Below are 25,947 nucleotides of genomic sequence, written 5' to 3'. Positions count from 1 at the left end.
ATGGAGGGGATTATTTACGATATAGGATCTGCTAATTACGAAGTTCTTTCACTCGTTTCTCTAAAATAATCGTTGATCCCAACAAAATGCAGCCGAAAACAAACAGCAGGTAAGGGAAAATCACTAAGGTAAATCGTTCTGCCAAGAAGCCTAATAACGGCGGCAAAAAAGTTGTTCCAGTATACGCTAGCGCTAACTGCAAGCTCATGATTCGCGCGGAGTTTTTTACGCCAAAGCGACCTGGAGTCTCATGCAGCATCGTCGGAAAGATCGCAGCAGAACCTAAGCCGGTGAAAATAAACCCAATCGCGGCGAAATTTCCGTTGCCGAATAATAATACGACCACACCGGCTATCAGCAGTGTTTCACTCAGATACAATAATTTTCGACTCGATAGGAAAAAGGTAATGAAACCAGCGGCTAAACGACCAACCGTCAAACTCGCGTAATAAGTCGACGTCATAAACGCGGCTGTGGATATCGGAATATCTTTCACTCTGACTAAAAAGCTGCTTCCCCACAACCCCATACAGGCTTCTATTCCGACATAAAAAATAAAACAGATCAAAGAAAAAATGACTCCCGGCCGTTTGATCAAAGTGATCATCGAGTCTTGCTTCTCACTGGCATGTGCAATTTTTCGTGGTTGCTGCCACTGCTTCCGAGAGAAAAAGACGATCACCACTAAGATAAATTGCAGACTAGCTAAAACAAGGTATCCGCCGCGCCAATTTTGATTCTTCAAGTAGAAGCCCATAATGATCGGTCCCGCAGTTGCACCTATCCCCCAAAATCCATGCAGCCAATTCATATGATGCGCCTTATAATGCAAAGCAACATAGTCGTTGACGGCTGTGTCGATCGCTCCGGCACCTAACCCAAGCGGAATCGCGCTGACGATCAAAAAGAAAAAATTTTGCGAAATCGAAAAACCGCAAAGTCCGATCACCGTGCAGAAAATACTGCATACGATCAAATTTCCAACACCGATTTTTTGAATCATCCGATTGGTTTGAAAACTGGATAAAATCGTACCGATTGAAATCACCATAGCCACGATTCCCGCGGAACTGGCAGCAACTCGGAAATCGCCGTTCATACTCGGCCACGCCACACCCAAAATTGAATCCGGCAGTCCTAAACTAATAAATATCAGATAAATCAAACCCAAAAACAAAACACTTTTCTTCATTATTCCCTCTTTCTTTTCTCTTCCACACATCAGAAGAGCGGTTGTTTAATTTGATGTTTCTATGATTCTCAAATTACTTAAAATAATCCGCAATCGAAATGTTGCGAACATCCGAATCTTCCTTACTATCAATTGGTCCTTTTGTAAAAAGATATTTGTGCGTGGTGTATTTGTCAAAGTACGCGGCTCTTTCACTCAATACTTCTATCGTCTTATTCACCTTAAAGGAGTTGCGCCACTTACACTCACCAACCAGCAGTTCTTTTCCCGATACAGCTTCAACCACTATATCTAACTCTTGAACGTTGCCTTTTCGGTCTTTGCCCCACCACTTGCCAAATGATTCGGCAATAAAAGGAAGCCTTCCTTGTGCATTAAGTCTTCTCAAATACTGACGCGTTACCTCTTCAAATAGTGATCCAATAAAATCGGATAAATGATCAAGCGCTACTGAAAAGTAAATATCGCCATTTCCTCGTTCAATTTCAGCTCTTACGGAAAAGACATACCGATACCAAAAAGCAATGAAGTTCTCAGTGATCTGATATTGGCTGATTTTTCCTTTTAATGGATTTGAACCAAATGGAATGACGCGCTCGATATAGTTCAATTCTTGCAGAGTTAGCAGGTATTTCGAGATAAAACTGCTCTCAAGCTTTGTAAACCCTGCAATCTCGCGAAGCGTATTTGCGCCGCTGGCAATGGCCTGTAAAACGGCATTATAGTTTGCCGGCTCTCTAAACTCTTGCTTCATCAGAAGAATTCCTTCATTAAGTAAATAGCCGCTGATTTCAAAATAAAGTTCACGCAGATTTTCCTCAAAACTCAGCTTCGGATCGATTAATGAGAGATAGTACGGCGTCCCGCCAATACAAGCATAGTATTTAATTTTGTCCTCATCGCTGGCATTCGGGTAAAAACGTGCCGAATCATAATAATCTAAGGGATTGATTTTGAGCTGTCCAGTTCTTCGGCCGAATAGTGGGCTTTTTTCTCCCAGTACTTGGTTCTCCATAAAACTCATGGATGAGCCGCATAAAACCAAGAAGATATTTGTCTCCTTAAAATCATAATCGATAACATGCTGCAAAATGGAATTCAACGATTTATTTGCGGAAGCTGCATAAGGGTACTCATCAATCACAACCACCATGTGCTTATCTCCAAGCTGCTCTTTGATAATAGAAAAAAAGGCGTTCCAATTATCAACTGTTGGAAAATCTTTGATGCCTAGTTTTTCACCTAATAGTTTAGAAAAATTTTGCAAGTTTAACGAATCATTGACTTCTTCTGCCGGTAAATAAAGTGAATTCTTGTCTTTGATAAATTCATTCAGCAACGCTGTTTTACCAATTCGCCGTCTGCCATAAACTATCGCCATTTGGAAATTTTCCTTTTGATACATCCGCTCAAGAGACGCTAACTCTTTTTCTCTTCCTAGAAACATGATACACCTCCGTTTTTACTACTTTAGATTATTATAATCTAAAGTAGTAAAAGTGTGAAGTCCAAAAAACAGACCACTCATGATTCGAATCATCATAAGTAGTCTGTTCACGAAAAATTAGCTGCATTTCAAATAACCGAAAAAGAAAAATGTCCTCCAAGTGTAAACACTTGAAGGACACTCTTTTAAACTAACTCAATATACTTTTCATTCTTCTCTAAATGATGCAGATAGATCAATAGACGATCGTATAGTTGATCATTGGCTTCTTCAATGGCTGCGCCAAGATTTTCACCAATTTCTTTAACGGTTCGTTTACCATCCACCTGTTGAAAAATGAAGCTACCGTATTTGTCGAGCTCCATCTCAGAAGTTTCTGGGATCTTGTAATGAATCTTGCGTAAGACTCGTTGGATCCAAGCATTTTGTTCCGTAATGACAAAGACGATGCCGTCACGAACTTCATAATGCAAGCCTTCTCTAAGACGATACACTCGTTTTAGCAGCTCTTCTGTTTCAGGATTTACAGCATTTGGCTGTTGATTAGTCATTGTGTTTCACTTTCTTCACACTTAACAATGGCGCAATGATCGCAACGATCAAGACGATAAGCAGCAAGAATGCTGAACCGTTAGATCCTAAGAAGCCTGTTGGTGTACCAGGAGTTACGACCCCTGTTACTTGTAAAATGATTCCGATCAAACCGATGATTGAACCACCAGCGATCAAACCAGAAGACAAGCTGACACCTAAAGTGATGCGTTCTTCTGCAACTTCTTCTGTTTCTTTTTTGTTCAATTCGTCAATCAAACGACGGATCAACGCACCAACTAAGATGATTGAAGTTGTTGAGATTGGTAAGTAGAAACCGATCGCAAATGTCATGATTGGAACCTTCATGAAGTGTAAAACAACACCCATTGCAATACCAGCGATGATCATGTGCCAAGGCAGAGAGCCAGACGTGATCCCTGAAGTTAATGTTGCCATTAAGTTCGCTTGTGGTAAACCGAATGGAGGGTTAGAACCAGTGATTGCTAATTGTGGTGATAAGATAACCATCATACCTGTAACGATTACGACACCAACGATATTAGAAATCAAGAAATATTTACGGCCTTCGTTGAAGTTTCCGCCCATTACAAACGTCACTTTTTGTGATTGTGCATAACCGCCGGCTACTGAAATTGCCAATACGATAAATGTACCAAACAATAGTAATTGTTGAGTATTTTCAGCTGAAGTCCAGCCCATCATTACAAATACTAGCGTCAAGATAACCATTGAAGCGATTGTCATACCAGATACAGGTAAGTTTGATGTACCGATCGTACCAGTCAAACGACCTGCAACAATAACGAATAGGAAGCTTAAGATGATTGATAGGATACCCGCTACAAGTGCCATTGCAACACTTCCAGTGATCACAAATCCCATAATAATACCGATCACAGCACCTACGATCAATGGCAGCATACCGCCGCCTTCTTTTTCAGAACCGTCTTTACGACCTTTCAAAGTTGCAGAGATAGATGAAATGATTGTTGGGATCAATTTGATCGCACCGATCAATCCACCAGAGATCATCATACCAGCACCGATGTATTTAACATAAGAACCAGAGATCACTGCGAAGTTTGAAGCACTCAATAATTGAGACGCATTATCCCAAACATGAGCGTTGCTGTTGGCCATTTCCATGAAGTAACCTAATAATGGCGCGATCGCGAAGTTCGCTAAGATCGAACCAGCAAACATCAAGACAGATACGTCCATTCCGACGATAAATCCGATACCTGCTAATAATGGGTTTACTTCTGTTTCAAATTTCCATTTATAGAAACTTTCATTTACATAGCTGATAACATTGTTCATGATTCCGAAAACAGAACCAGTCAACGCAGTTAAAACACCACCGATACCGAAGCCGATACCCATGTATTTAAGTGAATCGCCACCAGTATCTGAAGCGACTAATGTTTCAGAAATAGCCATTGCTTCTGGATAAACCAGTTTACCATGTTCACTAACTAACATATATTCTTCAACCAATGAGAACACACCAACACCAAGTAAGACAGCGCCGACTCCGATTCCTACACCTTCGATGAAGTTCACTTTACCACCGACTAAAATTACGGCTGGTAATACGAAAATCATACCTGATGCTACAGATTCCCCACCACTTGACATTAATTGCAATAAGTTCTTACCTAAAATTGTTTTAGGTTTTACAAATAGGGCAACTAGCCCTGATCCAATAATTGCACCTGGAATACCTGCTGCTACGGTCAAACCAGCTTTCATACCTGAATAAGCGGTCGATGCAGCAAATAATGCAGCTAGTAAAATACCTAGAATCATGATGATTGGTGAACCTGATTTTTTAGGCTTATCAGCTACATACGGGACATAATCTTTCCCTGCAACTCCACCAAAAGCGTCTTTTGAGAGTTTTTTCATTATCTTTGAAATTCCTTCCTTACTTTCATTTCCTCAATGAGATGAGGAATCCTGTAAAGACAGGATTCCTGTCTCTCATTACCGACTATTTAACTAAACGATAGATAGCATCAGCATAAATTGCTGTTGCTTTGAACAAGCTGTCAATCGGCATAAATTCATTTGGTTGGTGCATTACGTTTTCTTCACCTGGGAACATTGCGCCGTATGCGACACCACGTTCTAGGATTCGACCGTAAGTACCTCCGCCGATTGATTCTTCATGGCCTTCAAGACCAGTATGTTCTTCGTAAACATCCAATAATGTTTTCACTAATGGATCTGTTGCTGGAACATAATGAGGAGTTTTCACGTCACCGATGATCGCGATTGAAACGCCTGCATCTTTAAGGACTTCTTCCATGTTGGCTAAAATCGTATCTTTGTCGATGCCTTCTGGATGGCGAACGTTGATAGTGATTTTTTTATCGCCTTCAGCAGTATAATCGAACAAGTTCGCTGATGAAGTCGTTTCACCCATTACATCGTGTTTTGTATAAGCATTTAATTTCTTGCCGTTGTAATCTAAATGCATATATTCGGCAACTGTTTGAATGTAGTTAGCACCATTGCCGTCTAAGTTATAGTCAGCTAAGAATGCCGCTAAGAATGTTGCAGAGTTAACGCCGAATTTAGGTTCTTGTGCGTGAGCACCTTTACCGATGACAGTTAATGTGATTTCACCATTGCTTTCAGCGAATTCGCCTTTAACGTCAGATTTTTCGATAAATGCGTCAAATGCAGCCTTCATGTCCGCAACTTTTGCTTCATTGTTCACTTTAAGAACAGCTGTAGCGTCCCCTGGTACCATGTTTGTACGTAAGCCAGATTTCATGCTTACAAGATCAAAGTCACCAGCTTCAGCGCCATCTTTAGCCGCGAAAGTTACTTCATAAGATAAGATTCCTTTTTCACCATTGATGATTGGGAATTGTGCATCTGGAGAAAAACCAACTTTAGGCATTTCTTCCACTTCCATATAACGGTGGATCCCAACCCATTCGCTTTCTTCGTCTGTACCGAAGATAAAGCGGATTTTTTTAGTGATTGGTAATTTTAGATCCTTAATGATGCGCATTGCATAATACGCAGCGATTGAAGGGCCTTTGTCGTCGGCTGAGCCGCGAGCATATAATTTTCCATCTTTAATAACGGGTTCAAATGGATCTGTATCCCAATTATCATCAACAGGAACCACGTCAACGTGTCCTAATAGTCCGAACATTTCTTCGCCGTCGCCGTATTCGATATGGCCAGCTACGTTTTCGATATTTTTTGTAACGAAACCGTCGCGGTCACCGAATGCCAAAACTTTGCGTAATGCTTCAGCTGGTCCAGGTCCAAGAGGTTCTTCTTTTGTTCCATGTTCCACGTCGCGGATACTGTTGATGCGAATAAGTTCGCCTAAATCCTTAAGTAAATCATCTTTGCGTGCTTCTACTTCTTTTTGCCAATCAATTGTCATTGTTTAATCCCTGCTTTCTTTTTTTTGTAACAAGTCTGTAAAACCTGTTAGATTCATTAGAAAGATCATGTCTAAATATAGTATTCAAATTTTGACAGCTTAGAATAACTTTTTTTCAAAAAGACGAATTCACGGCCCCTTTTGAGGTTGTAATACGTCAAAACAATCAACGGAAAAGACCGCTCATGAAAATCAAAAATGTTATTCTATGATTCCTAATTCCGCAGTTTGTTTCACCTCCCAAGTTAGCATTATACCGTATTTTTATTCATAAGTCATTGTGAAAAAACCATCATTTAATATAAAAAAGCTGATTTTCATTAAAAATAAAGTTTTCACTTAAATTCTCTTGTTATTCAAGCTGATCAAAAAAGACGCTATCTTTTAGTGACATGACATATTTAAAGCCTATAAGAAGTATAACGAAGGTTGAATCCGTTTACAAATTATATTTCATTCATTTAAGCGTGTTCTTTCTCATTTATTTGTTATCTATCATTAATTTAAAATTTTTGAATTGTCCTGTTAATAACAAAAAAAAGATAGTCTCATAAAAGACTATCTCTTTCCAAATTCATGCTGTTTTTTAATTAAATACTCATATACTTGTTTTTTTATCCGTGTTTCCTCTTATATTTTCAACGCATCCTGAGCCAAAGTCATTTTTGCCTGTGGGATTCTAAACGGCGAGCAAGAGATATAGTCGATCGCTAAGTTATTTAGGAAGGCAATCGACTTCGGATGAGCCGCTGCTTCACCGCAAATTCCAATCTTCAGCTTCGGATTGACTTGTCTTCCCCGTTCAATTGCCAGCTTCATTAAAGCTCCAACACCCGATTCATCCAAGACTTGGAATGGATCGTCCGCAAAAATTCCGGCTTCCATGTATTGATTGATAATGCGCGGCGAGTCATCACGAGACAGACCTAACGCCATCTGAGTCAAATCGTTGGTTCCAAAGCTGAAGAAGTCCGCATGCTGAGCAATTTCATCCGCAACGAAGCAGGCTCTAGGAATCTCAATCATTGTTCCGATTTGATAGCTAAGGTCCTGTTTGTATTCCTTAAGACTTCTTTGAATCGCTTCTTCGATCGATGAACGGACACGAGCGAATTCCTGTGCATCGATGGTAAATGGAATCATGATCTCCGGCTGAATGGCCAATCCTGTTTCCTTCGTTACTTCGCAGGCCGCCTCAATGATCGCCTCCGCTTGCATTTGATAGATTTCTGGATAAGCAACCCCTAGGCGCAAACCGCGGAATCCCAACATTGGGTTAACTTCTGCTAAATTGTCTGTTTTACGCTTCACTTCATTGTAGGTCTTGCCTAATTCCTTAGCAACTTCGCGATATTCATCGGCTCCTTTTGGCAAGAATTCATGTAACGGTGGGTCCAACAAGCGAATCGTTGTTGGCTTGCCTTCAGCGGCTTCATACATGAATTTGAAGTCTTGCTTTTGCACTTGTTTCAAGTCTTTCAAAACTTCCAGCCGTTCGTCTAAACTGTCAGCCAAAATTAATTGACGGAATTGCAGCAGACGGCTCTTTTCAAAGAACATATGCTCTGTCCGGGCCAACCCGATACCAACGGCTCCTAAAGCCATCCCTGTAGCAATATCTTTTGGTGTTTCAGCATTCGCTCTTACTTTGATTTTGGCATGACGATCCCAAATAACGTGCAGTTCATCCAAAGCGACTGTATTGGTCACTTCTTCCATTGGAATTTCGCCAAAGTAGATTTTGCCGCTCGTTCCATCAACGGAAAGAATCGTTCCTTCTTCGATTACTTCTTCCCCGACTGTTGCTTTATTTTCTTCCAGCACGGTCAATCGTTCACAGCCAACAACCGAACAGATTCCCATTCCGCGGGCGACTACCGCCGCGTGTGAAGTCATACCGCCGCGGCTAGTAATGACCGCTTCACTGACTGCGATTCCCTCGATATCTTCTGGTGATGTTTCTTCACGAACCAAGACCACTCTTTCGCCGCGAGCTTTTGCCTCGGTCGCTGCTTCGGCTGTAAAGTAAGCCGCTCCTGTAGCAGCGCCCGGGCTAGCCGCCAAGCCAGATAAGAAGGATACGCGATTTTTCAGCGCGTCTTCGTCAAAGTTTGGATGCAATGCTGCTTCTAAATCTTTTGCCTCGATTCGGCTGACCAATTCTGCTTCATTGATGATTCCTTCCTTATAGAAATCTAACAGGATTGTCAATGCCGCTTTCGATGTCCGCTTGCCGCTGCGGGTTTGCAAGATGAACAATTTTTCTCGTTCGATCGTAAACTCAACATCCTGCATATCTTGATAATGTTTCTCTAGATCTTCACAGATGCTTTTTAATTGTTGGAACTGTTCAGGCAGTTCGTCCGCCAAAACTTGGATCGGTTTTGGTGTTCGAACACCCGCCACCACATCTTCTCCTTGTGCGTTGATTAAATATTCACCGAATAATCCTGGATCGCCTAGTGATGGATTGCGTGAAAATACCACCCCAGTCCCGGAACTATCACCAAAGTTTCCAAAGACCATCTCTTGAATATTGACTGCGGTCCCTAAATCATCGCTGATATCATGTAGGCGGCGATACGTTTTCGCCCGTTGGTTATTCCAGCTGCCAAAGACGGCTTCGATCGCTAAATATAATTGTTCGATCGGATCTTGCGGAAATTCACGCTGCAATTTTTTGCGATAAATCTCTTTGTACTCGCTTACAATTTGATTCCAATGATCCGCGGTCAATTCGTTGTCGAAAGACAGACCATTTACTTTTTTTAGTGCCGTGATGCGATTTTCAAAATCACTGTTGTCCATCCCCATCACAACATTTCCGAACATCTGCAGCAAACGACGGTAGCAATCATAGGCAAACCGTTCATTTTGACTGTTACTTGCCAAGGCTGCAACTGTTTGATCATTCAATCCTAAATTTAAAACCGTATCCATCATCCCCGGCATTGAGAATTTGGAGCCGCTTCGTACGGAAACCAATAATGGATTTTCCATATCACCAAATTTCTTTCCCGTTTTAGCGGATAATTTTTCAACAGCATCCATCACTTGATCCTTCATATCCGAGATCAATTGATTGCCATGATTTAAATAATATAAACATGCTTCCGTTGTTACCGTGAACCCGGTCGGTACTGGCAGACCCAATTTTGTCATTTCAGCAAGATTGGCACCTTTCCCGCCTAGTAAATCTTTTTGTTCTTTTGAACCTTCTGAAAATAAATAAACCCAACGATTCATGCGCTTCTCCTCTTAAAAAAGTTTTATTTGACCTGACTACAGTTTAATACGATGATTATACAAAGTCAATAAGATGTTTATATAAAAATATAACGCACATATATGCAAAAGAATCGACCAGGATGATTATCCTAGTCGATTCTTTTTAGACTAATTGAGTGAAAATCAAAAGTGACGTGATTATTGCCGGTAATGCTTGAATCAGATAGATTGATTTAGTGACGGTCTTCCCGCCGTACAATCCAACGATCACAACGAAAAGGTTAAACAGCAGCAAAACCTTCAATCTCACGTCTCCTTGAAATAAAAACAAGCTGGTCAGAAGCGTTAAACCTAAGCTGCCATTATATATCCCCATATTTTTCAACGCGATTTGCGCATTCGGCTGAGTCACAAAATCATGAGGCATATCAAATGTTTTCGCTTGCTTTTCCGGCGATGCGAACATTTCTAATCCCATGATCACTAAATGCAGCAGACCGATAATTCCTGATAATAGTAAAATGAATCCTGTCATAGATAATTCTCCTTATTTATACGGTTGATTTATCTACTATATTCATTTTTCTATTTTTTTCCAATCAAAGCGACTTGCTGCTACCGTTCTTCAATCACAAATCCATGGGACAGCAGCTGATATGCATCCCCCTCATGATAATTATGACCAAACAGACGGCGCCCTGCTTTTTCGACCTCAAACGATTCCCCTTCATTAAAGGTAGCAATTAATGTCTTCTCTTTGTAGGTTCGTGTTAGCGAAAACGTCTTTTTATCGTCATCGTAATGCCAGATCATCGTTCCATAGCTGAAGACTTCAGAAAACTGCTTCCGCAGAGCGATCAATTGCTTGAAGAAGAGCTTGAGCTCCTCATCTTGATCTTCCCAAATCATGCAGCGGCGGCAATCTGGGTCCATTTCCCCTTCCATGCCGACCTCTGTTCCATAATAAATACAAGGGGTTCCTTTTTGGATAAACATAAAGGTCAGCACTGCCTTCATCAAGTCTTTGTTTCCTGAACACAACGTTAATATGCGTGGCGTATCGTGAGAGTCTAGCAAATTAAAGCTGACTTCATTCGTTTGATCGCGGTAAAGCAGTTGTTGACGATTCATTCCGAAAATCATTTGCGAGATTGAGATCGACTGCTCCACGAAAAAGGCTTTAATACTATCGGTAAAGGCATAGTTCATTACCGCATGAAATTCATCGCCCTGCAGCCAGCGCTGTGACGAATGCCAAATTTCGCCTAAGATATAGAGGTCGTCTTTTTGCTGTAAGACCGCTTCGTGAAACTCTTTCCAGAAATGATGATCGACTTCATTGGCTACATCTAAGCGCCAGCCGTCAATATCAAATTCACGGATCCAATAGGTTGCGATCTCAAGTAAATATTTTTGTACCTCTGGATTAGCAGTATTCAGCTTCGGCATATGCGGATTGAAGTTAAAGGTATCGTAATTCAAATTCTTCGCGTTTTCCGAATCCGGAATTGCCGTATATCGCGGTGGAAAAGAGTCTATATGGAACCAATTGGCATACGCCGATTCTTCCCCCTGCAAAATCACATCCTGCCATTGATGGGAACTCGCCCCTAAATGATTAAAGACCGCATCCAGCATCACACGAATTCCGCGTTCATGAGCCTTTTCGACCAGCTCACGGAAGGTCTGCTTATCCCCGAAGTGCGGATCGATTTCATAATAATCCACCGTGTCGTACTTGTGATTCGATGGCGACGTAAAAATCGGACACAGATAAAGACCGTTTATGCCCAAATCTTCCAGATAATCTAACTTATCAATAACGCCTTGCAGATCGCCGCCAAAAAAATTCTCGCGGGTCGGTTTCTCACTCCCCCATGCCAATACGCCATCCGGATCGTTAGAGGGATCGCCATTGTTAAAGCGTTCTGGAAAAACTTGATACCAGACTGTTTTTGCGACCCAATCCGGCACTTTGAAACGATCGATTTCTTGAAAGTAAGGCATCCGGAAGTACAAAAAATCACGTTCCAAACGACTTTCTTCATAGTCAAAAATCCCTTGATCGGTATAAAAGACTTGTTTCCCCGAATAATCCGTAATACAAAAAGCGTACGCCAAGCGATGATGCGGCGCGGTCACTTCGATTTCCCAATAGTCGAGGTTATCGGTCGTGTAGGTTTTGCTCATTGGCTGCTGCTCTTGATACCATTTTTCCTCAGCAAACAAATAGAAATCTCCGCTGATCAACCCAACGGACTTTATTTCATTGCGTGCTGTCTGCAAGCGAATCCGCATCAAATCTTTTGTATAAAGAAACGCAAATTCACTCTCGGGACGATGATAAATTCCTGCATAATTCATCCCTCCACCTCCATTTCTGCTTCCATTGTACCAAATATCTTCTTCCTCTCTCCACTTAGACCTTAGCCAAGTGTTCAAACACAAATTTTTCTTCAAAATATGCTACTATAATAATAGAAGAAAAAAATTTTCTTCGCCTCGTTTATCGAGGATCACTCCAGGGCGTAGCATGTTTGGGGAAGCGGCTGCGTCCGTATTTTTTTGACAAAGCCAGAATAATCTGTTTTAATAAATGCATCTATTAGAGAAACGAGGGATCATGCCATTGAAAAACTAAGCGAATGTTGGAAGTTGCAAACTAGTCTTAAATTAACTTGCGTTGATGGGATTAGTGGGCAGATTTTCAGGATTGGCTTAGGTTTTCAAGGGATGGTCTTTTTTTGTCGTTTATGCTTTTCGCAATTTGTCGAGCATGAATTGCAAAACTAGTGAACAAGCAGTTTGATTGAGCTGCCTGCTTGTCACTGTTTAGAAAAAAGCTATCGCTTCCTGATCCCATCCTGAAAATTGGTTGGGATTTTTTTGTTTCCATTGTGAAACAAAGGGGGAATTTTTATGTCTACAATTAAAATTACACATTTGACCTTCGGGTTTGATAAACAAGTCGAATTATTATTTGAGGATGCTAATTTGACCATCGACAGCAGCTGGAAGCTGGGGTTGGTCGGTCGGAACGGCCGCGGCAAAACAACGCTGCTGCAACTATTGTTAGGAAAATACGCCTATCAAGGAGAAATTCAATTTCCTTTACGGCCAGTTTATTTTCCAGCAACAATCAGCGAGCAGGATCAACTCACCTATTATGCGTTGCTGGAAGTCGCTGATTTCGAATTATGGGAACTAGAACGAGAAATGAATTTGATCCAGCTGGATCCGCAAGTGCTATGGCAACCCTACCAGACACTTTCTGGCGGCGAACAAACAAAAGTTCTATTAGCATTGCTTTTTACGCAGGAAAACTTTTTCCCGTTGATCGATGAACCGACCAATCATTTAGACTTACAAGGTCGGCAGCACGTGGCAAATTATTTGCAGCACAAAGACGGCTTCATCGTCGTTAGCCACGATCGGCAATTTTTGAATCAAGTCACCGATCATACACTGGCCATCGAAAAAAGTCAGCTAGTTTTGTACCAAGGAAATTTTGCTACGTATGAGGAACAAAAAGAATTGCGGGATGAATTTGAATTAGCCCAAAATCGAAAAATTAAAAAAGAAGTTAGCCGACTGAAAAGAACTGCCGCCGAAAAAGCAGAGTGGTCCCGTTCTCGCGAGACTGAAAAATACGGCAAGCCGTCAGAAAAAGGCAGCGGCGGAATCTTTGATACTGGCTTCATCGGTGCGCGGGCTGCACGCACGATGAAACGTTCGAAAAATATAGAGCAGCGGATGTATGATCAAATCGAAGTAAAAGAAGGACTTTTGAAAGATTTGGAGGATGTCGATCGATTAACGATGAGCTATCATCCCAGCCGTCACGCGCAACTGTTAAAAATGGAAAATTTGTCCTTGCACTACAAAGAACAAGAGGCTCTTTTCGCCCCGCTATCCTTTGAAGTACAGCGAGGAACGATCGTAGCGCTCACAGGACCAAACGGGATTGGGAAATCCAGCGTCTTGCATTATTTATTAGGAACTTTTGCGGGCCAAGCCAGCGGTGAACTTCTTCGACCGAATGTCAAAATTAGTTACGTAAGACAAAACTACGAAAACAATCGCGGGACGCTGCAGGATTTCGCTGAAGCCAATCAATTAGACTATTCTGCTTTTCTGAACAACCTCCGAAAACTGGGAATGGAACGCAACGTGTTTCAAAACCAAATCGAGGAAATGAGTATGGGGCAGCGGAAAAAGGTTGAGCTGGCGAAATCATTGGCGCAGGAAGCGGAACTTTATATTTGGGATGAACCGTTAAATTATCTGGATGTCTTCAATCAAAAGCAATTGGAGGATCTTTTATTGCAAAAGCAACCTACGATGTTGATCGTCGAACACGATCAAACCTTTTTGAAAAATATCGGCGCGCAGCAAATTGCCTTGAAAAAATAGAAATGCACCGTCCAAAAAAATTGGACGGTGCATTTTATTTTTCGACTCACTGCTCAATTCCCCAATCCGTAAATGACTCGACCCAGCTGTTTCGAATTTCCCAAATTCCCCCTTGAATATCGTCAAAAGGCAAATTTTTGGTCTCTTTGATCATGTGATCATATTGAAAAAGTTTTTGCCAGCTTCGAACCAGCTCTGTTTTCAAATGCGGATAAAACCCAGTTGTATAAACATCGCCTTCATAAGCAACATTGAATTTTTTTAGTCGTTCATAATACTCTGCTTCCTCTTCAGGCGTTCCCAGCAAACGTAAATTCAAAATTTTATTCCAATCAGACATTCGAAAGAACACAATCTGCTCGATTGGAACATGCAGTTTGATAATTTTCGAATCTGCTGAGTAATCGAGATAGTTTACATTTAGAAATGACCAAATTGCTGAGTCTCCATCCGCGGGCCGTTCAACGATTTGCGAGGCGTTTTGACGATACCAGCCATAGGCCTGCAAAAAAACTTGCGAAGTTTCACCATATTTCTTGCTGATGAATTCGTTCTTGACCGTGTATCTTCCTGTCTCAACAATTTTATCAACAACCACTTGGCTCTGAGAAGTAAACAGCGTTACCTGGTGATCTCTGTAATCCATTCTTTGCGAATCTCCCATATCGTCCCAACTTTCATTTCTCCCAATACACTGGAATCATCAAAAAGACGTTCACGGCTTTTTTCGATTTTTCGTTTGATATTAGGATAAAACGGTGTCATAAAAGCCGTGCAATCATCGATGCCATATTGCTCTAAGAGTTCACTATGAGCCTTTTGATCCTCCAGATCCTTAGGAATGTACAAATAATTAACAATATTGCCCCATTTCAGCAGATCCACGATAATCAATTGGTCCTGCTCAAGTTCAATTTCCAAGATCGCATTGCCTTCGCTATTTTGAATACTCTCTTCTTGAGAGAGCGAGACCCAAATCGGATACTTCACGTCCGCCGGCGGTTGAACCAGCTTTGAGGCCGCATGAAAATACCAATCATAGACACCCAAATAAAGGCTTGTATGATCCTCCATTTTTTGCTCAATATACTCTTTTTTTGCAATATACCGCCCTGTCTGATTCAATACGTTCAAAATATCTGCATGCTGCTTCGTCCAAACCTTTATTTTATTTGTCATATTTCCTCCAAATCAGAAATAAGCAAAAGAGTTCTTCCTCTTAACAATCCAAACAAAAAGACTTTTCTTCTTCCGGCAAGGTGGCTCTGACATAATTTTGAATATGCCCATGAAACGCGCGAACAACCGAAGGAAGTTCATTTTTCCGTAAAACGTCAACAAAAGCCAAATGCTCATCTGATTTCTTTTCCAGAATTCCCAACGATGACAAATCTTCGTTCATGGCAATAAGCAATTGATAAAACAAGCTCTCTAGTATTTGGGCCCGTCGCACACTGCCTGATAATTGCCAAAGATATTTATGAAAAGAAATATCTAATGTGTTTAGCAAAAAGACCTTGTCCTCTTCATTTCGACAACGCTGTTTCCCGTCTTTCATTTCTAACGCAATTTTCGTCAGCTGATCGAAATCTTCCTCTTTGAGCAATTGATTCCGCAAAATTTTTCGCAAAATTTGTGTTTCAAGTGACGTTCGTATTTCAAAGACTTCCATTATTTCAGCAGGTTCCATTTCAATCACATGGTTTCCTTTACGAGGAGAAAATGTAATCAATCCTTGTTCGTTCAAAATACGCATCGCTTCCCTGACAGGTGCTCGGCTAATATTAAAATTATTTGAGATATCTGTTTCAATTAATCGGTCGCCGCCCTTTAGCGTTCCTGACAAGATTCTATTTTTAACATACGACACAACCATATCGCTTAAACTTTGTTTTTCGTATCTAGGCATAATATCCATAAATAAATCAGCATCCCTTCCGATATATCCCATTAATTATATCAGAAAGCCTTTACTAAGTCTCATGGCGTTCGGTGTCTGATCCTTTTGACCATTATAAATACGCGCACTTCCTTCGACTTTATCTACTGATACTCCCTATCTAAATTGTGTTTTCATTCACATGATTATTCACTGTCTGATTACTTTTCCAGTTCAGCGGACTTCGATAACTCCTCTGGTTTGGGTTTCTCCTGCAGCAATGCTTTGAATAAACACACCGCGCACAGCAGCATAATCACCGTCAATGGCAGGGCTGCAACAATCGAACAAGTTTGCAACGCATCCAAACCGCCCGTCATCAATAAAACTAATGCCAGCAGCGCTTGAATAACTCCCCATAGAATTTTTTTATCGTTGCCGGGATTCAAGTCGCCTTCCGATGAAAACATCGACAGAACAAAAATACCCGAATTGGCGGAAGTGATAAAAAAAGTACACAGGAGACAAATAGCGATGATCGAAAAGAACATTCCCAGCGGATATTCGGCTAAAACAACAAAAAGTGCCGTCTCTGTTACTGCCTTCGCTTTGTTAATAATCTCAATATCCAAATTAAGTCCTAAGCTGCCAAAGATTGAGAACCAGATAAACGAGACCATCGAAGGAGCAATGATCACTCCCAAAACAAATTCCTTAATCGTCCTTCCTTTGGATATTCTAGCAATAAAGGTTCCAACAAACGGTCCCCAAGCGATCCACCATGACCAATAAAAAATTGTCCACGAACCTAACCACGCATTGTCTCCAAATGGATTAATCGAAAAGCTTTCTGATACCAAGTTATTGATGTATCCGCCAAAAGAATTAGTAAAAATATTCAAGGACATGATTTTAGGTCCGATTAGAAAAGCTCCTAAAAGAATCGCTACCGCCAAGAATAAATTGATATCTGACAAAAGTTTAATTCCTTTATCAATTCCGCTAACCGCGGTCCACGTATACACGACCGTCAAGGAAACAATAATCACTATCTGAACGAGTCGGGTTGTTGGAATGTCGAACAGGTAGTTCAATCCCGAGTTGATTTGCAGCGTTCCTTGACCAAGTGACGTCGCGATTCCAGCAACTGTCGCAAAGACCGCGCAAATATCTATAATTTTACCGATCGGACCGCGAACACCCTCTTCACCTAGGATCGGTAAAAAAATACTGCTGATCAACCCCGGTGTCTTCTTCCTAAACTGAAAATAAGCCAGCGCCATTCCGATAATCGAATAGGCCGCCCACGGATGAAAGCCCCAATGTAAAAAGGATTTTTGCATCGCTAGATCGGCTGCTTTTTCCGTTCCGCCAAACGTAGCAAAGTGGTTCAACGGTTCAGCGACACCCCAAAAAACCAAGCCAATCCCCATACCGGCACCAAACAGCATCGCGAACCAAGAACGATTGCTGTATTCAGGAACAGAATCATCAGGACCAAGTTTTATTTTTCCAAAGCGGCTAAAAGCAATCAGCAACGAGAAAATGACAAAAACAAACATAGCAATTAAATAAAACCAACCAAAAGTATCTACCAAGAAGGCCTTTGTTCCATTCATCGCCTGCGCAAATGGCTTAGGTGCGACTAAACCGACAAGTACAATTACGGCGGTGATCAAAAGAGATACATAAAATACTATATTTTTTTTCATTTTAACGCCTCCTCCTCAAAGTTTTTTAATCGGACGAGCCGCATTTCTACGACTCGTCATTCACTTACTAAACTTTCACTTCAAAGAGTCGAGGTTCTTCAATTTCAGTCGATAACGCGTCTAGAGCAACACCCACACGATGGTAGCGCAGCTTGTGCTGAACTTCTTTCGGTGTTGCTGGGTCTCCTAGCGGATATGGAATCGAGATCGTGGGTACGATCCGATTGACACCGACTGTCCGAGCAACTGGAATCAAGTTGGCCATTTGAACAATTGTAATTCCCGCTTTTTCGATTTCTCTGGTCATCGTTGCACCGCAACGAGTACAGGTTCCTCAGGTGGAGGTGAGAATAACGGCCTTAACGCCATCACCAATTAATTCCTGTGCAATTTCTTGCCCCATCCGGCTTGCTTCCGCCTGCGTTGTTCCAGTCCCAACCGTCGCATAGAAATAAGGATAAACACCGCCGATTTTTCCTTCTTTAGCGAACTCTTTCATCACATCTAATGGTAATACGACATTGGGATCGTCATTCGCTGCGGCCGGGTCAAACCCGGCATGGATCGTCATAAACTCACCCTTTTTCAACTCGTCCATTGAGTCTACATTGTATTTTCCCCATTTGGTTGCCGAAGCCGATTGAATTCGATCAGGATTGCCGACTGGTACGATCCCACCAGAAGTGACTAGCGCTACTTTGATTTTCGCTAATTCTTCCGCCGGGATAGCTGGCGCGATCGGTGCTCGCTCTGATTTAGGAATAATCAATTCGGATTGGTATTCTTCGCCATTTACTTTCTTCAGCAGCATGTCGATCACACGATCGGTCGCAGGAATTGGCGGGTTCAACCAAACTTGATCACGAACACCGCGGCCAAAATACCCTTCTTCCGCCGCTGAATTTAGTTTTTCATCATACAATAAACGCAAAGCAAAAGCCGACATTTTCGCCACATCTTTACGCATCGCCGCTGCGCTGGCTCCGCCTTCAAAAATGTACATTTCCTTGCGATACATTTCTACACCGGGATTTTCTTCATTCATTGAGGTGATTGCTGGTACGCCAAATTTCTTTTGAACCGCCGAACAAATATGACCGCAGGCAACCCCATAGCGGCCTGCTCGAAACGCTGGACCTGCAAAGAAAATATCAAACTCTTTGTCATCTAAAAATCCTAAGATACGCTCGATTGCCTCTTCCGTTTCTGAACCCATGAAATTGTCTCCGCAAATAACGGTATGAGTGATTTCAATTTCATCCTTCAGGGCTTTGGCATAGGCCATACCCGGGCCAACAATTCCTTCTCTGATTTCCGGTTCATGACCAGCGAATTCTTCTCCGCCTATCTGACCGAAAAACTGATTAATGTATAAAATCGCTTTCATAATTTCCCTCCTAATTCATACTACTGAGATCTATTTTGGAAAAAGATCGTGTCTGCTGTTAAACAGTTCTTGAAATAATAAGCCGCAAGTCGAATTAGAACTCAACCATCGTTTTCGTTGACCAGCCGACTACTTGATCTCCGCAGAACATCGCGTTGTTTTCCATAATGATTGACCCATCTGATTTGACCGAGGAGCCTAGAATTTCGTCATTTGACCAGCCGCCTGAAAGTCCGTCACGGGCTAAAGCTTCCAATTCTCCTAAGACTGTTTTCATCGGCGGTAATTCGATCAAAGTAGAAACATTCCCTGCTGAAACGATCGCGTCGCATTTTTCGTCCATTGATACTAACGGCTGGCTGGCGCCATCCCGCCCTGTACATTCATTGGTAAGTCCAACCGTCTTAACACCCGCGTCTTCTAACGCCACATAACAAGCAGTAAAATCAGCATCTGGATTCCCATAGCCTTCTTCGGCTACCACCGCGCTATCAGCCCCTAGGCTTTTCGCCATTTGAGCGACAAATATGGCTGCCCGTTCTTTTTGTTCCAAAGCCACGTTCAGATTCGACATGATTATGCCTAAGAAATTGATTGTTTTCCCGTGTTCTTCATATAATCGTTTAATCATTGGGAAGTTTTGAAAATCATAGGTCGACCATTTTGAGGAACAAGGCATGAAGGAACCAGAAATCATCGCACCGTCCAACACCTCATTTGGATGCATAAAGGTCGGCAGCATCGAATTGCAATTCCAGCCATAATTCAAATCATTGTAGCCATCTTCCTCCATTTGTGATTGCGGCTGCAGCACAAAGACTACACTTGGTAATTGATTCACGGCTTCATCCCGTTTAGTAACTGGTGCCAGCTCATAGGTCTCCACCTCATCTGATTTCAATCCTTTTGTGCAAGCGCCGATATATTCTGCTAAACGCATGCCTGCCCAACGCAAGGCATGATTTTTCTTTTGCTGCTCGTGGTATTCGAATGCTTCATCGGTATGAGCAACCAAAACAACATTTTTAAGCTGCGAGTAATACGTATACTTCGCACCTTCTCCGCTCATATCGATCAATCCGTCTTGGAACCCACCGTAATGCTGACCGACAACTAAAACACTCATATCTTTTAAAGCATGAGTCACTCCGTCGCCCGCTTGCATTAATTTTCCAGTTACACCAGGAAATACCGGGCCGCCCCCAACCCGATAACGCGGTTCAACGGCTTCTTTGACTGGAACCATTCGGACTTCATCCCCAGGTTTGACAATATGCAGTTCTGCTTCGGTAATGTGTTCATCTTCAAAAACAACAGCTAGCGCTTCTTTTTTATTTATCGTTAAGATACCCTCGGCATACTCTGTTTTCTCACCGAACTGAATATCTTTAACATGAAAATTTGCGATGTCTAATTTCATTTGCTTACTCCTTTCTCATTTTGGGACTAATTTTTAACTGAACTATCTTTGCCGCAGCTGATTAATCAGCCGCCAATATAGCCGGCGTCAGCCAAAACAGCCTTTGCCTCCGATACTCTCTTTTCTGCAATCATCACCACTGGACCGGTGCATCCCATACCGCTTTCAGCGTAAATATTTTTCTGCCATAAATGCTGCACGGCATCTTCTAAATCCAAAATTTCAACGCCATGTATTTCTTCAGTAACAATTTCTTTATCTGGTGCAGCTACTTCCTCTTGAACGGCCTCTTTCTTTGGCTGCGCTTCTTTTAGTAAGGTTTCTAAAGATGCCTGCTTCAATTTTGCAAATTCGGTTTTTTGAACTTGCTTGAAGTCGCCACGAACCAGCTCATCCGCGAATTCGATGGCTCCACAGACAACGGGAGCTCCCGAGGCGCGAGAAACGATCATGATTAATTTGTCCATCTCTTCGCCGACACCTGGACCATAACCAAAACCTAAAGATTCATAATTTCCTCCAGTACTATAGGAAGAAAAGACTTTCTGCAAAATATTCCCCGTTAAGGAATCCATCACCATGACGTCGCACGTCCCTGCCAGAACATCATTGCCTCGCATGACTGCTCCGCCGTCGCTGCGGTTGGATTTTGCAAAGTGGATCGGATACCCTTTATCCATCAATTTTTTTAGAATAATCTCCGCTTGGCGGGCACCGTCAATATTCAATAAGCCGATGGTTGGCTCCGCAATACCGCAGGTTTTCGCTGTGATAATGCCATACAAGGCATTCAACACTAAAGCTTCAACGCGTGTTAACGCAGAAGTACCTGTCGTTGTCGCAAGATACATATGCTTGCCTTTTGCTGGCGTGATGACTCGACCAACAGTAGAAATACCGATGGGAAACGGATAATGCATTGTCACACCGGCATCCGCCGTTCCTTCAGACAAAACCTTCTCCAGCTCTTTTTGTGCTTCATCTGTATCTGAAACTAAGATACTTTCGATGCCTGAATAATCAATTTCCTTAGTCCCGATGACCTTCACAGAAATTCCTTTATCCGCCGCCATTTTCGCCGCATCAATCAGCTCTGCTTCGTCATGCTCACTCCCCAAAGCAGTCAATGCTACTGTTGACGAAACACCCCGTCCGGTTTCCAATGTATCCGCAAGTTCCTGAAATACCTCAGCAATTATTTGTTTCGTATCTTTTCCAGCCATAAGTTTATTCCTCAAGCTTTCCAACAAGATGGCTCGCGAAGTCGCGTAAAGATTCCGCAATCAACTGCTTAATTTGCTCTTCAGAAACAGCCGTTTCTGGTTCTCCGCTATTTTTTTGCATCATAAAGGAAATCCCATCAAATAAGTTCGTCATCCGCCCTAAGAAAAGGCTGCCTTTTCCGACAAACATCGTCCGATTGAGTTCACCAGCCAAAATATTCTCGCGAGCAAAGCCTAGATAAGGAATCCCAGAAGGAATATGACCTTGAGTCGGTGCCCAGCCCACCATGCCGTGCTGCTTCACGAAATCGGCCAATTCGGCTTTTTGGATTTGACCTTTCATCACTGCCAATGCGCCGATCATTTTATAATTTGCTTCCGGCACATTGCCTGCTCCCGCCGGTTTTGTAATATCTGGATTTTGCATCTCAACAGAGTATTTATCGACATCGGTCAACTTGAGACCGGCTTTTTCTAACGGAATACTCGTTAAAGAAGAAATCACTTTTTGCGGCGAGGCCCCTGTGCCAACGGTATGACGTCCGACAATATCGGTATTTAATTCTGGACTAATCCCATCATTTTCAGAAATCAATACCGCGAAACTTGCGACGCAGTCTTCTAGAATCGGCAGTCCTTTGTTCAAATGGTCCTTGCCATTCATGCCTAATTTTGCAGTCGATCCGCCAGCCGCAACGATCACATTTTTGAAAACACCAGATTTTACTAATGAAGCTGCTTGAATCAGAGCATGCGTTGGTCCAGCACAAAAACCGCGAACATCGCTGCCTGTCGCGTTTTCCAATCCAGCCATTTCTGCTGCCGCCTTTGCAAAGTTCCCACCGCCGCGTTGATTCATATCGCCACAGGCTTCCTCTGAACATTCCAAGACATATTCAATTTCGTTTTTATCGATGCCTGTTTGTTGAAGCAAGTGTAAAATCGCAATCGTACAAGAGGCCTTTGAAACAAGATTTTCAAAAATGACATGCGCAAATAAGGTATCATCCAAATTGTGAGCGGCTTTTACACAACCAACGATCTCGTCATTAAAGCGGATCGGTTCTGCCTTCTCATTTTCGATAAAACCTAAGATCTCATCAGAAGAAACTTCCTCTGCGAGCTTTGCTAAAATTTTCTCATCCAGTAATGGATGTTTATCTAATTTATTTTTTACCTGTTTACTAAATTCATCATTCAATTTGACCAAATCAAAAACATCAACGTATTTCAACATGCCGATAAACTCATCCTCTGGCATGATTTCTCCAAATTTCCCTTGTCGTTTGTCCTCAGCTTTTTTGTCATACCAAGGAGTTTCGATTTTTTCGAGCTCTTCTGGAGTCATGTTCCCGATATAAACTTGATTCGGCGGATAGGACACGCAGGTTTCGTAATCGCGCAAGTGGTTGCTTATTTCTTTTAAGTATTCTGAATCAGGATCAATTTTTCTTTGAAGTGTTTGAGTAGTGCCATTATGAACGACCATATCTGGAGTATGTGCCAGATAATAGCTCGACCCTTTCAATACGCTATACATAGGAACATCCTTTCTGATCAAAATTTTGGAATGATACTGAACAAGTCCTCGTCCAGTATCATAAAAGAACTGCACGCAAAACTTATTCACTTATTTGACTTCGAATTGAAGCCATTTCGTCGACAATATCGTCAACATCTAAGACCATTTCCATCATTCCAACTTGTTCCTCGTACAGTTCAGAGTCAATCGCTTCTTTCATTTCTGGTTCAACGATATGATATACGTCAAGTCCTAACTGGACTCCCGCTAATGGACCGGCATACGTAGGATCACCCAAAGTTACAGTTTCGGCTGCTAACCCAGCAGCTTCACCTTCCGCCGCGCCAAGAACAACAACAATATTCTCAGCACCGAATTCCTCTGTAAACTCTTTGACCCTCTTTTGATTTTCCAGATCCATTGCGCCCGCGGCCGTTCAGACAAAGCATTCTGTGGATGAGAATACTACATCTGCGCCTAGTGGTTTCACACATTCTTCAATGGCTTGCCCGGGAACGCCGTCTCTGTCGCCGAGGATGATAACTTTTTTGTCTTTCAGCAACATAATGATTCCTCCTTGTTTTTTTATTATTTAAACGGTTTGACCCGTTAAATATACTTTTGAATCATTGCTTCTACACTCTCAGGTGTAGCATCGTCTTTCACCAGCTCTTCGATTTTTTCACCGTCTTTATAGATAGCGATTACTGGTATGCCAAGAATTTTTTGGCCGATCGCCACTCTTCTGGCTTTCGCTGTATCTAACTTAGCGAATGGTATTTTCTCACTGTATTTATCCGCAAATTCTTCGATACTGGGCATCAAAGCTTGGCAGGGTTCACAAGTTTCTGAGAAAAAATCAACCAGCATCGTTCCCTGACTTTGCAATACTTCCGCTTCAAAATTCTTTTTATCTAAAACTTTCATAGTCAAACTACTCCTTAATCAATTTTCTAATCCACACTTCATCTGCCAATCCGCTTACTTATGCAAAGGTACGGAGCTGACATTTCAAGAAAAATTTTAATGATGCAGATACTTTTCAATCGCAACAGCCGCTGTACAGCCATCGCCACTTGCTGTGACAACTTGACGAACATTTTTGACCCGAACATCGCCAGCAGCATATACGCCCGGAACATTCGTCGCCATCTTTTCATCGGTTTTAATGTAGCCTCTCTCCATTTCAACGATATTTTCAAAAATTTTCGACTGCGGCAAATAACCGATAAAACTGAAAATACCAATCAGCCCGTCTTCTTCGTCAGCATCGAAGCGGGTCGTTTCATTTGTCTCAGTGTTGCGAATCGTGATCGCTTCAACAATGCCGTCACCTTCGAGACTCTCCACGACCGAATTATAGACATAGTGGATCTTCTCGTTGGCCTTAACTTGTTCGATCGCGATCGCATCTGCGGTCAGTTCTGCGAGATTTTGAATGATCGTCACTTTACGAGCAAAGGTTGATAGGAAGATCGCCTCTTCCACCGCTGAATTCCCGCCGCCGATCACAAAAACTTCCATATCTTCGAAAAAGGCCGCATCACAGGTCGCACAATAAGAGAGCCCTTTACCCATGAACTCCTTTTCATTCGCACAACCGATCGGCCGAGGGTAAGCTCCCGAGGCGATAATGATTGAACGCCCTTGATATTCCCCTTTTTTGCCCTTGATTACTTTCACATCATTCGAAAAATCGACTTCAACAATCGTATCCGCTGCGCGCTCAACACCGAATGATGCTGCTTGCTCGGTCATCCGTTTAATCAGAGAACGACCGGATTCCTTCTCCAGACTGCCGGGATAATTCTCAATCTCGGAAGTCAGTATGATTTGTCCACCATCCTTACCCTTTTCGATTAGCAATGTTTTTAACCTTGCCCGCCCGGCATAAATAGCTGCTGACAATCCCGCGGGACCTGCACCGATGATAATTACGTCATACACTTGCATATCTATCCTCCATTCCGTTCTATATAAAATACGATGAAAACTCACCGTGATTTTCTAAAAAACCAAAATGATATCGCTTTCTTTTTTGGAGCTTGTTGATTACAGTTTCAATTGTGATTATATGAGCATTACAAAACACTCAAATAGATTAGCTTCTAATAAAATCTATTCATCCAATTATAGTCGATTGTCGACAAACGACTAATATAGACAAACCCATTTTATCAGCATTCATTTCGACTTTCAATCTTTTTTCTATTCATTTTTGTTGTTATTTATTTTATTTTTTAATCGTCCTTCGTCTTTTAGAAATAATTTACAACCGTTTTATCTGTTGCCTAATATAATCAGATACATGATATAGTTACTATTTTCACTTAATCCACAATTCCTTTGAATTATAATCCCAAACTTGAAATTCAAAATATTGTAACTATTAAGCTGACCTCCTCCTTTAAACCAAAAACAGTCAAATAAATAATTTACTTTTTTTCAAATAGTTTTTTTGGCTGATGATGCTTTTTTCTGCTTGAAGCGTTATCTATTTTTATATCGGTAAAAAAATAAAAAGCCAGAGCGTCTTTCCTCTGACTTAACGCAAAAA

General features: G+C 41.8%; 20 protein-coding genes. 1 reads left to right on the top strand and 19 read right to left on the bottom strand.

The features are described from left to right. Nucleotides 1-31: 31 nt before the first annotated feature. From I585_RS10360 to I585_RS10325, 8 genes are all read right to left on the bottom strand, one after another. A complete protein-coding gene (locus tag I585_RS10360) occupies nucleotides 32-1,192 on the bottom strand; it encodes an MFS transporter (protein WP_010741718.1) in 1,161 nt (386 codons plus the stop codon). A 73-nt stretch (nucleotides 1,193-1,265) separates the two neighbouring features. Beyond that, nucleotides 1,266-2,639: an ATP-binding protein gene (locus I585_RS10355; RefSeq protein ID WP_010741717.1), complete on the bottom strand. Its 1,374-nt coding sequence runs from the start codon at nucleotides 2,637-2,639 to the stop codon at nucleotides 1,266-1,268. A gap of 185 nt (nucleotides 2,640-2,824) precedes the next feature. After that, on the bottom strand, nucleotides 2,825-3,190 hold the full coding sequence (locus I585_RS10350; protein WP_010741716.1) for a PqqD family protein: 366 nt from the start codon (nucleotides 3,188-3,190) through the stop codon (nucleotides 2,825-2,827). Continuing rightward, nucleotides 3,183-5,102 (bottom strand): OPT/YSL family transporter, encoded by a 1,920-nt coding sequence (locus tag I585_RS10345; protein ID WP_010741715.1) that lies wholly within the window; start codon nucleotides 5,100-5,102, stop codon nucleotides 3,183-3,185. The genes I585_RS10350 and I585_RS10345 overlap by 8 nt, the downstream gene beginning before the upstream one ends. Nucleotides 5,103-5,187: 85 nt before the next feature. Beyond that, complete coding sequence (gene pepV, locus I585_RS10340; protein ID WP_010741714.1) at nucleotides 5,188-6,606, bottom strand: dipeptidase PepV; 1,419 nt, start codon at nucleotides 6,604-6,606, stop codon at nucleotides 5,188-5,190. Nucleotides 6,607-7,236: 630 nt separating this feature from the next. Beyond that, complete coding sequence (gene ppdK / locus I585_RS10335) at nucleotides 7,237-9,852, bottom strand: pyruvate, phosphate dikinase (RefSeq protein WP_010741713.1); 2,616 nt, start codon at nucleotides 9,850-9,852, stop codon at nucleotides 7,237-7,239. Between the two features lie 145 nt (nucleotides 9,853-9,997). Beyond that, a complete protein-coding gene (locus I585_RS10330) occupies nucleotides 9,998-10,369 on the bottom strand; it encodes a DUF1304 domain-containing protein (RefSeq protein ID WP_010741712.1) in 372 nt (123 codons plus the stop codon). A gap of 80 nt (nucleotides 10,370-10,449) precedes the next feature. Further along, nucleotides 10,450-12,198 (bottom strand): glycoside hydrolase family 13 protein, encoded by a 1,749-nt coding sequence (locus I585_RS10325; RefSeq protein WP_010741711.1) that lies wholly within the window; start codon nucleotides 12,196-12,198, stop codon nucleotides 10,450-10,452. Between the two features lie 555 nt (nucleotides 12,199-12,753). Here I585_RS10325 and abc-f point away from each other — a divergent pair. Further along, entirely contained in the window at nucleotides 12,754-14,247 is a 1,494-nt protein-coding gene (gene abc-f, locus I585_RS10320) for a ribosomal protection-like ABC-F family protein (RefSeq protein ID WP_010741710.1), read from the top strand. 46 nt (nucleotides 14,248-14,293) lie between these two features. Here the strand turns inward: abc-f and I585_RS10315 are convergent, their stop codons facing one another. The 11 genes from I585_RS10315 to trxB form a co-directional block, all read right to left on the bottom strand. After that, complete coding sequence (locus I585_RS10315) at nucleotides 14,294-14,893, bottom strand: DUF3841 domain-containing protein (protein ID WP_010741709.1); 600 nt, start codon at nucleotides 14,891-14,893, stop codon at nucleotides 14,294-14,296. Then, a complete protein-coding gene (locus tag I585_RS10310; RefSeq protein WP_010741708.1) occupies nucleotides 14,869-15,426 on the bottom strand; it encodes a DUF3841 domain-containing protein in 558 nt (185 codons plus the stop codon). Before I585_RS10310 ends, I585_RS10315 begins: the two co-directional genes overlap by 25 nt. A gap of 40 nt (nucleotides 15,427-15,466) precedes the next feature. Further along, nucleotides 15,467-16,198 (bottom strand): GntR family transcriptional regulator, encoded by a 732-nt coding sequence (locus tag I585_RS10305; protein ID WP_244265989.1) that lies wholly within the window; start codon nucleotides 16,196-16,198, stop codon nucleotides 15,467-15,469. 149 nt (nucleotides 16,199-16,347) lie between these two features. Beyond that, the gene (locus I585_RS10300; protein ID WP_010741706.1) at nucleotides 16,348-17,838 is read right to left on the bottom strand and encodes a BCCT family transporter; all 1,491 of its coding nucleotides are present in this window, start codon (nucleotides 17,836-17,838) and stop codon (nucleotides 16,348-16,350) included. Between the two features lie 67 nt (nucleotides 17,839-17,905). After that, entirely contained in the window at nucleotides 17,906-19,225 is a 1,320-nt protein-coding gene (gene grdH, locus I585_RS10290; RefSeq protein ID WP_081631777.1) for a betaine reductase selenoprotein B, read from the bottom strand. Nucleotides 19,226-19,319: 94 nt separating this feature from the next. Continuing rightward, entirely contained in the window at nucleotides 19,320-20,645 is a 1,326-nt protein-coding gene (locus tag I585_RS10285; RefSeq protein WP_010741703.1) for a glycine/sarcosine/betaine reductase component B subunit, read from the bottom strand. A 65-nt stretch (nucleotides 20,646-20,710) separates the two neighbouring features. Further along, nucleotides 20,711-21,868, bottom strand: coding sequence for a glycine/sarcosine/betaine reductase complex component C subunit alpha (gene grdD / locus I585_RS10280; RefSeq protein ID WP_010741702.1), 1,158 nt, complete (start codon nucleotides 21,866-21,868; stop codon nucleotides 20,711-20,713). A 4-nt stretch (nucleotides 21,869-21,872) separates the two neighbouring features. After that, entirely contained in the window at nucleotides 21,873-23,408 is a 1,536-nt protein-coding gene (grdC, locus tag I585_RS10275; protein WP_010741701.1) for a glycine/sarcosine/betaine reductase complex component C subunit beta, read from the bottom strand. Nucleotides 23,409-23,490: 82 nt separating this feature from the next. Continuing rightward, nucleotides 23,491-23,955, bottom strand: a complete 465-nt coding sequence (grdA, locus tag I585_RS10270; RefSeq protein WP_099050637.1) for a glycine/sarcosine/betaine reductase complex selenoprotein A — start codon at nucleotides 23,953-23,955, stop codon at nucleotides 23,491-23,493. Between the two features lie 44 nt (nucleotides 23,956-23,999). Beyond that, on the bottom strand, nucleotides 24,000-24,317 hold the full coding sequence (gene trxA, locus I585_RS10260) for a thioredoxin TrxA (protein WP_010741698.1): 318 nt from the start codon (nucleotides 24,315-24,317) through the stop codon (nucleotides 24,000-24,002). A 96-nt stretch (nucleotides 24,318-24,413) separates the two neighbouring features. After that, the gene (gene trxB / locus I585_RS10255) at nucleotides 24,414-25,343 is read right to left on the bottom strand and encodes a thioredoxin-disulfide reductase (RefSeq protein WP_010741697.1); all 930 of its coding nucleotides are present in this window, start codon (nucleotides 25,341-25,343) and stop codon (nucleotides 24,414-24,416) included. Nucleotides 25,344-25,947 lie beyond the last annotated feature (604 nt).

The sequence above is a fragment of the Enterococcus malodoratus ATCC 43197 genome (assembly GCF_000407185.1).
GTDB lineage: Bacteria > Bacillota > Bacilli > Lactobacillales > Enterococcaceae > Enterococcus_A > Enterococcus_A malodoratus.
This window is presented reverse-complemented; position numbering and strand designations above follow the sequence as displayed.

Excerpts from the sequence above, each read along its gene's own strand:
- I585_RS10360 (WP_010741718.1), bottom strand. The coding sequence starts at position 1,192 with ATGAAGAAAAGTGTTTTGTTTTTGGGTTTGATTTATCTGATATTTATT.
- I585_RS10355 (WP_010741717.1), bottom strand. The coding sequence starts at position 2,639 with ATGTTTCTAGGAAGAGAAAAAGAGTTAGCGTCTCTTGAGCGGATGTAT.
- I585_RS10350 (WP_010741716.1), bottom strand. The coding sequence starts at position 3,190 with ATGACTAATCAACAGCCAAATGCTGTAAATCCTGAAACAGAAGAGCTG.
- I585_RS10345 (WP_010741715.1), bottom strand. The coding sequence starts at position 5,102 with ATGAAAAAACTCTCAAAAGACGCTTTTGGTGGAGTTGCAGGGAAAGAT.
- pepV (WP_010741714.1), bottom strand. The coding sequence starts at position 6,606 with ATGACAATTGATTGGCAAAAAGAAGTAGAAGCACGCAAAGATGATTTA.
- ppdK (WP_010741713.1), bottom strand. The coding sequence starts at position 9,852 with ATGAATCGTTGGGTTTATTTATTTTCAGAAGGTTCAAAAGAACAAAAA.
- I585_RS10330 (WP_010741712.1), bottom strand. The coding sequence starts at position 10,369 with ATGACAGGATTCATTTTACTATTATCAGGAATTATCGGTCTGCTGCAT.
- I585_RS10325 (WP_010741711.1), bottom strand. The coding sequence starts at position 12,198 with ATGAATTATGCAGGAATTTATCATCGTCCCGAGAGTGAATTTGCGTTT.
- abc-f (WP_010741710.1), top strand. The coding sequence starts at position 12,754 with ATGTCTACAATTAAAATTACACATTTGACCTTCGGGTTTGATAAACAA.
- I585_RS10315 (WP_010741709.1), bottom strand. The coding sequence starts at position 14,893 with ATGGATTACAGAGATCACCAGGTAACGCTGTTTACTTCTCAGAGCCAA.
- I585_RS10310 (WP_010741708.1), bottom strand. The coding sequence starts at position 15,426 with ATGACAAATAAAATAAAGGTTTGGACGAAGCAGCATGCAGATATTTTG.
- I585_RS10305 (WP_244265989.1), bottom strand. The coding sequence starts at position 16,198 with ATGGGATATATCGGAAGGGATGCTGATTTATTTATGGATATTATGCCT.
- I585_RS10300 (WP_010741706.1), bottom strand. The coding sequence starts at position 17,838 with ATGAAAAAAAATATAGTATTTTATGTATCTCTTTTGATCACCGCCGTA.
- I585_RS10285 (WP_010741703.1), bottom strand. The coding sequence starts at position 20,645 with ATGAAATTAGACATCGCAAATTTTCATGTTAAAGATATTCAGTTCGGT.
- grdD (WP_010741702.1), bottom strand. The coding sequence starts at position 21,868 with ATGGCTGGAAAAGATACGAAACAAATAATTGCTGAGGTATTTCAGGAA.
- grdC (WP_010741701.1), bottom strand. The coding sequence starts at position 23,408 with ATGTATAGCGTATTGAAAGGGTCGAGCTATTATCTGGCACATACTCCA.
- trxA (WP_010741698.1), bottom strand. The coding sequence starts at position 24,317 with ATGAAAGTTTTAGATAAAAAGAATTTTGAAGCGGAAGTATTGCAAAGT.
- trxB (WP_010741697.1), bottom strand. The coding sequence starts at position 25,343 with ATGCAAGTGTATGACGTAATTATCATCGGTGCAGGTCCCGCGGGATTG.